Here is a 13,392-nt window from a genome sequence, read left to right on the forward strand (position 1 = left end):
ATCCTCCTAATCTCGTTTTAAATTAATATATTGATTTTTAGGTTTAAATGGTTTAAATGCTCTACCTCCACCATCATAAAACTTTGAAAAATATTCTACATAAGTAAGTCTTAACGTATGAACATACCCACTCAACAAAGACAATCCTAAATTTACAGTTTGACCTAATAAGAATATCAATGGTATTGCAATAAATCTGCCTACTCCAGGAATCATATGCATGATCATATTTATTGCCCCTGCAATAGATCCCCCTGATAATCCTATAGCCATAAGTCTTGTATAGGATACTAAATCACTTACATAACTTGTAATTCCATATAATTCATAAAATCCTTGGGCTATTTGTCCACCTTTTGTCTTCATTTGTCTTCCTTGAGTTAAAACAATAAGTATTGAACCAACAACTGCACCTATTATAGATATTATCTTTAATATTGACAAATTGAATGATATGCTTGCTGCAATACCTCCAAACGATATTAAAGTAATAACCCAAGATCCAACATCCATAAATGCTTCTAGTGGTTGTCCTATTTTTATTAAAACAGTTGCTTTTATACCTAGCCCGAAGAAAATTTGAATAACACCAAATACAACAGATATAACAAGTATTGTCATAACATCTGTTGTTGTATCAATCAAACCTTTAAATTTAATTAAATCTCCAAAGAACGACCCGTAAATCATTCCAAATAAAATTGTAGGAAAACTCAAATACATAAAAAATTTAACCATCTTATTTGTTTTCTCTTCAAAATGAAAGAATTTCAATGATAAAAGAGTTCCTATCAGCATTAATATACCATATCCAGCATCTGCAACCATCATTCCGAAAAATATCAAATAAAATGGTGCAACAAACGGAGTTGGATCTATATCGTTATATTTAGGCAGACTATACATTTCAGTAACTGCTTCAAATGATGAATTCAAATCATTATTTTCTAATTTAATAGGAACATCATCAATTTCTTCTTCTTTTACGTCCTCAAAATTTAAATAGTAATCATCATTTAAAACTTGTTGCGCTATCTGAATAAGTTGCTCATTCTCATGAATAGGTACCCATCCCTGCATTAATACTGTACTTTTAGTTTTTAAGAAATTGTTGTTAACCATTTTTCTAGACAACAAATTATTATAATATTCATAAACTAACTGCATTGCCTTTAATTCCTGATCATACCCAGCTAATTCTTCTTTGATTATAAATTCCTCTGATTCAATAAGCGAAATCTTCTCATTATATTCATGAATTAATTTTAAAGGATTCTCCTTTTCCTCTGTTTTAAATTGAGAAAATCCAAATCCTCTTAGTATGTTTTCTACTTTTTTCGAATTTTCTTTATTACATAATGTAATAAAATATGTATTTTGCTTATCTTTAGATATTATTTCTAAATAACAATCATCTAAAGCACTTTGCAAAGAATCTTCATATTGATTAGATACATTTCCTAAATAATATGCTGTTTGTCTTAGTTCTTCCAGCGAAGATAAAGGTGCATCAAATTGCTCATATGGTTGTAAATTTTCAACATAACCTTTAAACCTATTCTTATCATTTTCTAATTCAGTTAATTTGTTATCTTTACTCTTTACTTTGTCATAACTTCCTTCCCAATTGCTATCTGAAACTGTTTTTTCAAGTTCTTCCATAGTTAAAGAAAGCTTTTCTTTGTATAATGATTTTAATAACGATTGTTTAGGAACATATTTCTCTAAAAATTCTATTGAAAATTTAGCTTTTGATAACTTTTCTTCCCATTTTGCTATTTGGGAATCTACTTCAGATTTATCTAAATCATTAAAAATACTATTATTTTCTATAAAATTTTCATCTTGCAAATCAATGAACTCAACATTTGAAAAAACTTGCAATCTTCTAAGCAATGCATCCTTTTTATCTTCGAAAGCTAACAAAGTGAACTTATTCATTTTAACTATTGCCATGAATCTTCACTATCCTCTCAACAATTAATTTAAGTGCATTGTTTTTCTTCTCTTCAGATACATTCAATATTTCCTGTACTTCTTTTTTTCCTTCTTCTAATATAATTTCTGCTTCCTCATTTCCTAAACAGATAGCTTCATGAACAATCTTGTCAGCTTTAACTTTTGCTTTTTCTAAAGCATCATCATAATTGCTTTGTGCTTGTAATTTAGCCTTTTCTATAATTTTCTTTGCTTCAACAGTTGATTCTTTTATAATTTCATCAGCTTTGTCTTCAGCTTTTTTAATTTCATTAATCGCACCTATCGCCAAAATATACCTCCTTATCTATAAAAAAGCATTAGACACATGAAAGAAAATAATAGACCAAAGATGTGATGCATATTTAGTGCTACACAAGGAAGTAAAATCAGCTAATAGTAGGCCCTATTAGGTGATTTTGCTTACGTGAGTAGAGAACCAAAAGTGATGCTCCAAATTTTATATTTGATTAGCAGAACTTTTACACAGTGCAATTTATGATTTTGCATAAATCACTTACTCAGTGAGCGTATGCGAGTCGAGCTTCCTTATGACTCAAAATAGACAAACATACAGGTCTATTATTTTTTTGATTGTGCCTTAAAATAAACGTACGAAATAAAATATATCAATACTTTATATAGTATCAATTACTTCATAACGTTTATTATAAACTCTACATATAATTTTTTCAATGTTTTACCTTTCCATACAAAATACTCTGAAATAACCTCAATCCCTATATTAAATTTGATTTAATATATACTGCTGCTATTATTTTTTTAATTATAGTAAAAAAATAACAAGCCAGCAAACACACTACATATTCTTCGATATAATTAGCAGACTGTTTACTTTATAACATGTATTTAAGTAAACATACTGACAAAATATAACTTAAAATAAAATAGACTATTATACTGACTTGTTATTTTTTACTATGCGTCAACAAAATAAAATCACTTTTTTCTATATTAAATTTAATCAAGCATATAAAATATGCTTAACATATGAATTTGTTATTTTTTGAATATACCTTAAAGAACACATTAAAATAAATCTTTATTAATTTCCAAAAACTTAGTATTAAAGTTTCCTGACCTAAAAGTTTCATTGTCCATCAATTTTTTGTGAAAAGGAATTGTTGTTTTAACTCCTTCAATAACAAATTCATCTAATGCTCTTTTCATTCTTAGAATTGCTTCATCCCTATCTCTTCCCCAAGCAATCACTTTTGATACCATTGAATCATAAAATGGTGGGATAACATATCCTGGGTAAACTGCACTATCTATTCTTAAACCAATTCCACCAGGTGATAAATAATTTTCAACCTTTCCTGGACAAGGAATAAAGTTTCTAGATGGATCTTCCGCATTTATTCTACATTCTAAAGCACATCCATTTATCTTAACATCTTCTTGAGTAAAAGATAATTTTTCACCACCTGCTACTAATATCTGTTCTTTCATAAGGTCAATGCCAGTTATCATTTCAGTAACACCATGCTCAACTTGTATTCTTGTATTCATTTCCATAAAATAAAAATTATTATCCTCATTTAAAAGAAATTCAACAGTTCCTACACTATTATACTTTACAGCCTTAGCTACTCTTACAGCCGCGTCACCCATAGCATTTCTTAAATCTTCATTTAATGCTGGTGATGGTGATTCTTCTACAAGCTTTTGATGACGTCTTTGTATTGAACAATCTCTTTCACCTAAATGAACTACATTTCCATAATTATCTCCAATTATTTGAATTTCTACATGCCTAGTATACTCTAAATATTTCTCCAAATAAACCATAGGATTTCCGAAATAGTTTTGTGCTTCCTTTTGAGCAGTTTCAATGGAGCTTATTAATTCATCTTCAGAATTAACCACTCTCATTCCTTTACCTCCGCCTCCTGCTGATGCTTTAACTATAACTGGATATCCTATTTCTTTTGCAATTGCTATTGCTTCATCAATATTTTGTATTTCTCCATCTGTCCCAGGAACAGTAGGCACTCCAGCTCTTTTTATTGTATCTCTTGCATTAGATTTATCACCCATTAAACTTATAATTTCAGAACATGGACCTATAAATTTAATTCCAAATTCTTCACACATTTGAGCAAAATCTGTGTTTTCTGAAAGGAAACCATAACCTGGATGAATAGCATCTACTTTAGCATGTATAGCGACACTCAATATATTTTGTACATTAAGATAACTATCCTTTACAAATGTTTTACCAATACAATAAGCTTCATCAGAAATTTTCACATGCAATGCATCTTTATCAGTTTCTGAATAAATAGCAACTGTTGAAATTCCAAGCTCTCTGCAAGCACGTATGATTCTAACAGCAATTTCTCCTCTATTAGCTATAAGAATTTTCTTAAACATATCTTTCTCCTTTTCAAATTACTTACTTTTTATCTCAAATAGTGGTTGGCCGTATTCTACAAAGTCTCCATCCTTAACTAATATATCAACTATAGTTCCTTGAACTCCAGCTTCAACTTCATTAAATAATTTCATCACTTCAATCAATCCAACAACAGTATCACATTCTACCTCATCATTAACTTTAACGAAGGCTTGTTCATTTTTTTCTTTGGAACAATAGAAAGTACCTGCAAAAGCGGCTTTAATATATTCCTTCTCTGTAATTTCTATCTCAACGTCCTCATTGATACTTTTCTTAATTTTAGACTGAGCATCCTTAATTTCACCTTTAGCAAACGTATTTGTACTAGCTAAACCTTCACATGTCTTATTCTTATCTATTACTATCTTACTATCTTCATGTTGAAATTCAAAATGAGGAACATCAAATTTATCAACAACTTTAATAATTTTTTCTATATCATCTATATTAATCATTAATTTTACCCCTTATCTCTTCTATATAGTTATTAACTTTATAGCTTTTTTTATCTCTGATATATATCTTTCTCTAGAAAAATATAATTTTTCAGCTTCCTTTAATGTTATCTTCTTAAATATTATTTTATCATTTGGTTTAAGTTGCACTATTTTTTGAATATCCACAGAAGCTACATGAGCGATTTTAGGATACCCTCCAGCAGTTTGCCTATCAGCTAAAAGAATAATTGGATTTCCATCAGGTGGAACTTGAATAGTTCCCACAGAAACTTCTTCAGATATCATTTCTAACTTTTCTTTAAATTGAATTTTTTCCCCACATAAACGGTATCCCATTCTATCAGACCTAGCATCAATATTAAACTTTGAATCAAAGAATTTTTTTATGCTTTCTTCTGAAATGCTATGAAACTGCCTATCTGGAAAAACTCTAATCACTGTATTCTCTGAGATTTCTTTAATAAAGTTTTTTACATACCATTTTAGTGTTACAAAATCATCTTTATCACTAATCTCTTTTAATTTTTCTATTAGTATAGTAGACTCTAAACTTTTAACACCAATTCTAAGTATATCTCCTTTTTTCAATGCTCTTCCTTCATAACCACCAAATCCCGCTCTCAAATATGTACTTTTACTATTCATTACTTTTGGAACATCAAACCCACCAGCTACAGCTAAATAAGAACGACAGCCTGCTTTACACGAACCAAACTTCAATGTACAATTTTTATTTACATAAACAGGTCTTCCACTAGGAACCTTTAGCCCATTAATAGTAGGAGAAAGATCTGCACCAGTTATAGCAAATAAAGTTCCTTCATTAAGTTGTAATGAAGGTCCAACTAAAGTTATTTCTAAAACACTTTCATTTTCTTCATTTCCAACTATAATATTAGATAGTCTCATCGCATAACTATCCATAGCTCCACTAACTATAACTCCATCTTTTTGATATCCAATTCTCCCCAAATCCTGAATTGTTGTAAGAAGTCCTGGATTTAAAACAGATATATTCACTATTCTTCCTCCTTTAACTTTAAGTATTCCTCATAGGAAATAGGATAAAACTTAGCTATATCCCCTGACTGTAAAAGACTTTTAGGATTCCCATCTAAATCAAACATCTTTATAGGAGTTCTACCTATAAGCTGCCAACCTCCAGGAGTCTCTATTGGATATACTCCTGTCTGCATTCCGGCAATTCCTACTGATCCCGCTGGTATTGCTGTTCTTGGAGATTCACGTCTTGGAGCTGCAATTTTTTCTGACATTCCTCCTAAATAAGGAAAACCTGGTGCAAATCCTATCATATAAACTAAATATTTTCCTTCAGAATGAATTTTTATCACATCATCAACAGTAATATTATTTATTTCAGCTACATGTTCAATGTCTGGACCAAATTCTCCACCATAACATACTGGAATTTCAACTATATGTTCTTCATCACTCGATGAGAAATCAAGATCAGATATCATATCCTCTAAAATATCTTTTACTACTTCATAAGGAGATTCGCTCTTCATATATAAAGGATCATAAATAATAGAAACACTAGAAAAGGCTGGCACATATTCTGTCATTCCATTAAATGGGTGTTTATCAAGATATGCGCATAATATTCTAACTTTTTTATTTATATCTTCATTAATTTCCTTACCAAATTCAATTAGCGCACACGTTTCACTTATTTGAGAAATTTCAGTTTTAAATTCATTTTTCTTCATAATTGCGCTTCCCCCTCCAACAATTTCTACTATACTTTTCAGAAACATATTCTATATTATTTTTAATTTATTCTTCTTTAAAATTAATTTCTAGCATACTAGTTCAGTAGTAATATTTTTTATTAAAAAAATCATAACTTATTAGAACATATTTATTAAATTCACAATTCAATATTAATATTTTCTCTTAAACTAATTAATATTCAATTTATATACATTCTTGTTCTACGCCTTCATAAACTCTAGGAACTCTTTTTCCTATTCCACAAACAAACTCATAATTGAAACTTCCAGCTATATCAGCTAATTCTTCAACAGAAATAGCATTCCTACCATCTTGTCCAACTAAAGTTACTTCGTCTTCAATCTCCACGTTATCAATATTAGTGACATCAATCATCATCTGATCCATACAAACCCTACCTATAATTGGTGCATAACTACCGTGAATCAATACTTTTGCTTTTGACGATAGAGCTCTTGGATATCCATCAGCATATCCAATAGAAATTGTTGCAATTTTAGTTTTATTTTTTGTAATATAAGTTGCTCCATAACTTACACCATGTCCGGAATCAACATTTTTAACATTGACCACATGTGTTTTCCATTGTAAAGCTGGCTTCAATTTAATAGCATCTTTATTAACATCCTCAGATGGATATAATCCATAAGTTATTATTCCTGATCTAACCATATCAAAACGATGGTGGTCAAATTCCATTATTCCTGCGCTATTGCACATATGCTTAATAGGAATATTTATATCTTTTTCTTCTAATAATTCTACAAACTTATCATACCTATCTATCTGCAATTCACTATAACTCTTATCTTTTTCATCTGCACAAGCAAAATGAGTAAATAGACCTTCAATATTTAAACTCGGAAAAGTTGCGATTTCTTTAACGGCTAAAGCACCATCTTCATTAGGCTGAAATCCTATTCTTGTCATACCAGTATCTAATGCAATATGAATTTTAGCTTGTTTTTTGCATTTCTCTCCTGCATTTGACATTTCTTTAGCCATTTCTATATTATATACAGTTTGAGTTATATCATTTTCAACTAGAGTTAAATATTGACTTGGAGATGTATAACCAAGGATTAATATAGGTACTTTTATTCCATATTCACGCAGCTCCATAGCCTCTTCTATAGTAGCAACTCCATAATAATCAACTTCGTTTTTAAGAAAATCTCCTAAGACAGTAGCACCATGACCATAGCCATCTGCTTTAATTACTGCCATAACCTTTACGCCATGTCCTATTCGTTTCTTTACTTCATTTATATTATGCGAGATAGCATCTAAATCTATTCTTGCGTAAGATCTAAAATATTTTTCCATAAAAAAACCTTCTTTTAATTTAATATTTTTATTTATATATGTTGAAAATTTAAAACTATATACTATATCATTAAATTAATGAGTAAATCATATTTCAACATATATATTTTTTAATATACAACTGTTCTTAAATACAAATAGTACTTTGAGATATTCTTATAAATCAAGAATTAGAAACTAATTTATATAACGGTGTAATTTTTATATCTTGTTCTTCTAAACCTGCTTTAATTTTTCTTACAAATTCTAATGCTTTTGCACCATCTCCATGAACACATATAGAATCTACTTTAATTGGTATATCAATTCCAGTAATCGTTTTAACTTTGTTTTCTTTAATCATTCTAATAACTCTTTTAATAGATTCATCTTCATCAGTAATCATTGATCCTTCTTTGGTTCTTGCAACTAAAGTACCGTCCTCTTCATAAGCCCTATCAGCAAAGGCCTCCCTTGCTACTTTTAAGCCTACATTATTTGCTGCATTCACCATTTCACTTCCTGATAAAGCAAGTAAAATAAGTTGTGGATTAACTTCATATATACCTTCACAAATTGCTGTAGCAAGCTTTATATCCTTTACTGCCATATTATATAAAGCTCCATGTGGTTTTACATGATGCATTTTGATTCCTTGCGCTTTACAAAAAGAATCCAATGCACCAATTTGATATTGAACCATAGCTTTAGCTTCTTTTTGAGAAATATTCATATTTCTCCTTCCAAACCCTACTAAATCAGGCAATCCAGGATGTGCACCAACACAAACACCAGCCTTTTTAGCTAATTCAACTGTATGGCTCATTGTAAGAGGATCTGATGCATGAAATCCGCATGCTAAATTAGCAGAAGATATATATGATATTACTTCTTCATCTAATCCAAGTTTATAATTCCCAAAACTCTCGCCTAAATCGCAATTTAAATCTACTTCATGCATAAAATTTTCCCACCTTAATATTTTAAATCTACATTTTTAACATCTGTTATAAGCATATGACCTGGAGAATGTGTAATAACAATTTTAGGCTTTACATTCATTACTACAGATTGTGGTGTTACACCACAAGGCCAGAATACTGGTACTTCTCCTTCTTTTATTTGTACACTATCTCCAAAATCTGGTTTAGTCACATCTGAAATTCCAATAACAGATGGATCTCCTATATGAATTGGTGCTCCATGAACTTTTGGCATTGTTCCTGTTACCATTACAGATTTAACAATTTGATCATATGGAATAGGTCTCATGCTGACAACCATTTTCCCATTAAAAATACCTGCAGGTTCACATTCTATATTTGTCTTAAACATAGGAACATTACAATTTTCTTCAATATGCCTTATACTTATCCCTGCTTCTAATAGCTCTGATTCAAAAGAAAAACTACAGCCTATTAAGAAGCTTACAAAGTTATCCCTCCATAAATGTTCCACACTTGTATATTCACCTGTAAGTATTCCGTCTTCATATACTCTGTATTTAGGAATATCTTTAGCAATATCAACATTATTAGCTATATATTTAAGACTTCTGCTTCCCATATCACTAACTTCTAATATAGGACAAGATTTTTGATTTCTTTGAGTAAACAAAAGGAAGTCATAAGCTAAATCTTTTGGAAGAATAACTAAATTAGCTTGTGCATATCCTGCACACATTCCAGATGTTGGACCTGTAATTTCACCTTCACGTATTAATCTACGAACTTCTGCTGGATCCATTTGTGAATAATTCATTACACTTATCCTCCTTTACTTTAGCATTACTAATCGTTCATTGCTATCCTTTGTATCAATAACATTGTCATAGTATCCTAATTCAATAACTTTTTCAAACCATGTAGCACATGTTTTTTCTAATTTAATAGCATAAGATACACATTCTCTCATTAAATTAACAATTGAAAGATTCATTGATAATCCAAAACCATCTATAGCAGGTGTTAACCATCCATACATATCTATCATTCCACTTCTTGAAGCTGCAACCATTGCTTCTTCTTCCATTTCCTTTGTATGCAATATTTCTAGATCCTTCTTTAAATAGGCAATTGCTGCAATTAATCCATAGCATCCCCAATCTGATACAGTAGCAGTTATAATATTATCTGCTTTTGTTGCAACTGCAATTCCACCATTGCATCCACAATTACATCTACCTTTAGCTGCATATGGAATATATTCTTCTAAATGTTCCTTAATAGTTCCCATTCCCATTTCATTACCAAGGTCACCTATTGCTATATTAAGGACTCCCTTGTCTTGTAATTTTGTAAATAAAATATCTTGTTTTGCTTCTAATTCTGTAACATCTAAACCAACTGCATTATGATATTTTCCAACAGAATTAGCTCCTGGACATTCAATACTAATAACTGCACTAGGTAATCCTTTAGACATAATATCATCTGCTTGCTGCTCTGCTTTACTTGCATCCTTTGTAAATGATATAGCAGCCATAGATATAGGATATTCTTTTAATTCTTCAATACTATCATAACAATGTAATCCAACTACAGCAGATAAATTCTTTACTGCTAACATATTTTCCTCTGGGCATATAATTACTGGTTTTACATTAAACGCCTTAACCAAAGATCTTGCAAGAAGAATAGAACTTACTATTCCATCCATTTCAGCCTTTTTAAATGGAAGTAATACAAATCCAGTCATTATATAAACTAAATCGCCTTCTTTTAAAGTATCTAACAGCTTCTTTGCTGCATTTGTAGTTAAAGGTTCTTTAGTATACTCCCTTGATGCAGAGTACAATATACGACAAACACCATATCCTCTAGGATCTAAATTCATTAAATTATCTAAATTCTCGCCTATATTAAATAATGTTAATTCTTTTTGATTCATATTCTACCCAACCTCCTACTCTTCTTTTGTTTCTTCTAAGAATTCATTTAATAATGCATCTTGTAATTTTTTTATAATTTCTGGAGCTTTTCCACCTACAGGTTTTCCATCTATTTCACAAGCTGTTATACAGAATTGACCTGAACTAGTAACAACAACTTCATCTGCTTCCATTAATTCTTTTAATGTAAATGCTGTTTCATTTACAGGAATCTCAAACTTCTTACACATTTTAATAATATGAGCTCTTGCAATACCTGGTAAAATCAAATTATCTGCTGGTGCAGTTTTGAAAATTCCATCTTTTATAATTGAAACATTGCTATGTGCACATTCAGTTACTCTATCCCCTCTATGGAATACAGCTTCTTGGCATCCTGCTTCTTCAGTTTTTTGTGCTGCAATTACACTAGGTAATAAATTTAATGTTTTAATGTTGCAGTGTAAAAATCTTGTATCTTCTAAAGTAATTAATTTTGCTTTTTCTGACATATCTTTAATATTTGCTGGCTTTAATGTAATCCATAAATTCGCTGGTGTATCTGGAAATGCATGATTACGCATTGCAGTTCCTCTTGTAACTTGCCAATAAACAAATTGTTCTCCACAATCAACTTTCTTAACCATATCTTTAAGAATTTCCTTAAGTTCTTCCTTTGAGTAAGGAATTTTAATTCTTAATAATCCTGCACTATTAAAGAAACGTTCAATATGCTCGTCCAATGCAAAAATTACATGATTTCTACTATAAGTTGCATCATAAACTCCATCTCCAAAATAACACACACGATCATTCATTGGTATTTTCATTTCCTCTAATAAACCATATTCTCCATTGTAATAGCCTAAATTTTTCATATAATTGCCTCCTAAAATTTATTAAATAAAACAAAAAAGCCAAATATATTTTAGACATTTAAAATCGACCCCATTGTCTAAAACATATTTGGCTTTTGCTCAAATCTATGTTATACATACATATTATATTCTCAAATAAAAATTTTCAATATTTTTTGAAATTTCAATAAATTTTATTGTTTTTAATATTTAATCAAAAATTTTTTCTATATTTTCCACAATTGAAACTAAAAACATGAAATTTTTACTCCTTATAGATAAACTACTTAAATCTTAGAGTTAAGTGGTGACTTATCGAAAGAAGCTGTATTCTTTTTCTCGGTTGCTATATAATTTGGTTGTGGATTTCTACCAGCAGAAGTTGCACTATTCCTGCATGCTCCTCAAATAAGTTGATGACAAGCAAAAATAGAACAACTTCTGCTGAAGAAATGCATACAGCCAAATTATAAATGCAACACTCCGAAAAAAATACAGCTTCTTTCTAGTTTTGATACATTACAAATCATTCACCTTTAAAAGGTATAGTCGTAAAAATCCATCATTAAGAAATATAGCAAGTTTTTGTGAAGATATAAATGCTAATTTAATAATACAATTCAGAATAGATTGTATTATTAATATATAACATAATAAAATATTCAATTACCCATAAAATTTAGTGATTATTGATTAAACTTTACACGTATTGATATCTAATCTAGCATAGAACTTAGACTTATATAGTAAATTAATAAAATCAAATATATTTTTTTCTACAGAACTGTAAAAATGTAGTTGATTTATAATATATAAACTACATTAAGTTTAATAAACATGTATATATATTCTAGTATGATTCAAGTTATTGAATTAAATATCTATATAAATAAAAAAACATAAACTAAATTTAAACTTTGAAATGTATTATAAACTAGAAAAAATGGTGACTATTTTACGTAGTGTTGCATTGATAATTAAGCTGTAGGTATTTCTTCAGAATAAGTCGTTCCACTTTTGCTTGTCCAATTGAATAATTGGAGCAAGCTAAAGTGGGTACAACTTATCCTGTTAGAAATCCACAGTTTAATTATCTAGCAACCGAGTAAAATAATCACCATTCTTTCGGTTAATTACCACACAATTCTAAATCCCAAGTTGTTTATCTATTTTGTATTGCTGATTATTCAATTGTATCTGGTATAACACTGAATGTATTTTTTATACTTTTCAAAACAAAGTGAGTTTTTGTTGATGAGACTCCCTCTAAACTTTTTATTTGTCTATGGATTTGTTCAAGTTGATTCGATGATGCACAAATAATTTTGATCATAAAATCAAAATCTCCTGTTAAATAATAACATGAAACAATATTATCATTACACTTAATAGCTTTAGTAAAAGATTCATAAAATTTCGGATGTTCAAGGCTAACTTCCATTAATGCAGTCATATCATTTCCTAATTTTTTTTGGTCAACAATTATTGTATATTTTTTAATTACATCATTATTTTCCATCTTATGTATTCGTTCAATAACTGCTGAAACTGATAAATGAATTTCTTTACTTATTGCTGATGCTTTGCTTCTTGCATTTGATTTTAAACATTTTAATATTTTATAATCCATTTTATCCATAAATTATTCCCCCAAATCTCAAATAATCATCTAAAAATTATATAGCCCCTGTAATTTTCAAATAATATTATGACTATTATAATATCTTAAAATAAAAAAGTCTATAAATG

Annotated in this window: 12 protein-coding genes; all 12 read right to left on the reverse strand. The window is 29.5% G+C overall.

Annotation, left to right across the window (positions count from 1 at the left end; genetic code table 11):
- Positions 1–6: 6 nt before the first annotated feature.
- The 12 genes from CLSA_RS14790 to CLSA_RS14845 all read right to left on the reverse strand — a co-directional run bounded on the left by CLSA_RS14790 (position 7) and on the right by CLSA_RS14845 (position 13,282).
- On the reverse strand, positions 7–1,956 hold the full coding sequence (locus CLSA_RS14790; RefSeq protein ID WP_022747192.1) for a V-type ATP synthase subunit I: 1,950 nt from the start codon (positions 1,954–1,956) through the stop codon (positions 7–9).
- Entirely contained in the window at positions 1,943–2,269 is a 327-nt protein-coding gene (locus CLSA_RS14795; RefSeq protein ID WP_022747193.1) for an ATP synthase archaeal, H subunit, read from the reverse strand. The genes CLSA_RS14790 and CLSA_RS14795 overlap by 14 nt, the downstream gene beginning before the upstream one ends.
- A 758-nt stretch (positions 2,270–3,027) precedes the next feature.
- Positions 3,028–4,374 (reverse strand): acetyl-CoA carboxylase biotin carboxylase subunit, encoded by a 1,347-nt coding sequence (gene accC / locus CLSA_RS14800; protein ID WP_022747194.1) that lies wholly within the window; start codon positions 4,372–4,374, stop codon positions 3,028–3,030.
- Positions 4,375–4,392: 18 nt separating this feature from the next.
- On the reverse strand, positions 4,393–4,854 hold the full coding sequence (locus CLSA_RS14805) for an acetyl-CoA carboxylase biotin carboxyl carrier protein (protein ID WP_022747195.1): 462 nt from the start codon (positions 4,852–4,854) through the stop codon (positions 4,393–4,395).
- Between the two features lie 21 nt (positions 4,855–4,875).
- Complete coding sequence (locus tag CLSA_RS14810; RefSeq protein WP_022747196.1) at positions 4,876–5,877, reverse strand: 5-oxoprolinase subunit C family protein; 1,002 nt, start codon at positions 5,875–5,877, stop codon at positions 4,876–4,878.
- Positions 5,877–6,587: a 5-oxoprolinase subunit PxpB gene (gene pxpB / locus CLSA_RS14815; protein ID WP_041716295.1), complete on the reverse strand. Its 711-nt coding sequence runs from the start codon at positions 6,585–6,587 to the stop codon at positions 5,877–5,879. The genes CLSA_RS14810 and pxpB overlap by 1 nt, the downstream gene beginning before the upstream one ends.
- Positions 6,588–6,795: 208 nt before the next feature.
- Complete coding sequence (gene alr, locus CLSA_RS14820) at positions 6,796–7,938, reverse strand: alanine racemase (RefSeq protein WP_022747198.1); 1,143 nt, start codon at positions 7,936–7,938, stop codon at positions 6,796–6,798.
- Between the two features lie 163 nt (positions 7,939–8,101).
- Positions 8,102–8,878, reverse strand: a complete 777-nt coding sequence (locus tag CLSA_RS14825) for a LamB/YcsF family protein (protein WP_022747199.1) — start codon at positions 8,876–8,878, stop codon at positions 8,102–8,104.
- Between the two features lie 14 nt (positions 8,879–8,892).
- Positions 8,893–9,678 carry a putative hydro-lyase gene (locus CLSA_RS14830; protein ID WP_022747200.1) on the reverse strand — a complete coding sequence of 262 codons (786 nt, stop codon included), beginning with the start codon at positions 9,676–9,678 and terminating at the stop codon, positions 8,893–8,895.
- 15 nt (positions 9,679–9,693) lie between these two features.
- A complete protein-coding gene (locus CLSA_RS14835) occupies positions 9,694–10,806 on the reverse strand; it encodes a DUF4392 domain-containing protein (RefSeq protein ID WP_022747201.1) in 1,113 nt (370 codons plus the stop codon).
- A 15-nt stretch (positions 10,807–10,821) separates the two neighbouring features.
- Complete coding sequence (locus CLSA_RS14840) at positions 10,822–11,664, reverse strand: D-amino acid aminotransferase (protein WP_022747202.1); 843 nt, start codon at positions 11,662–11,664, stop codon at positions 10,822–10,824.
- Between the two features lie 1,162 nt (positions 11,665–12,826).
- Positions 12,827–13,282, reverse strand: coding sequence for an Lrp/AsnC family transcriptional regulator (locus CLSA_RS14845; RefSeq protein ID WP_022747204.1), 456 nt, complete (start codon positions 13,280–13,282; stop codon positions 12,827–12,829).
- Positions 13,283–13,392 lie beyond the last annotated feature (110 nt).

The sequence above is a fragment of the Clostridium saccharobutylicum DSM 13864 genome, assembly GCF_000473995.1.
In the GTDB taxonomy this organism is placed as follows: domain Bacteria; phylum Bacillota; class Clostridia; order Clostridiales; family Clostridiaceae; genus Clostridium; species Clostridium saccharobutylicum.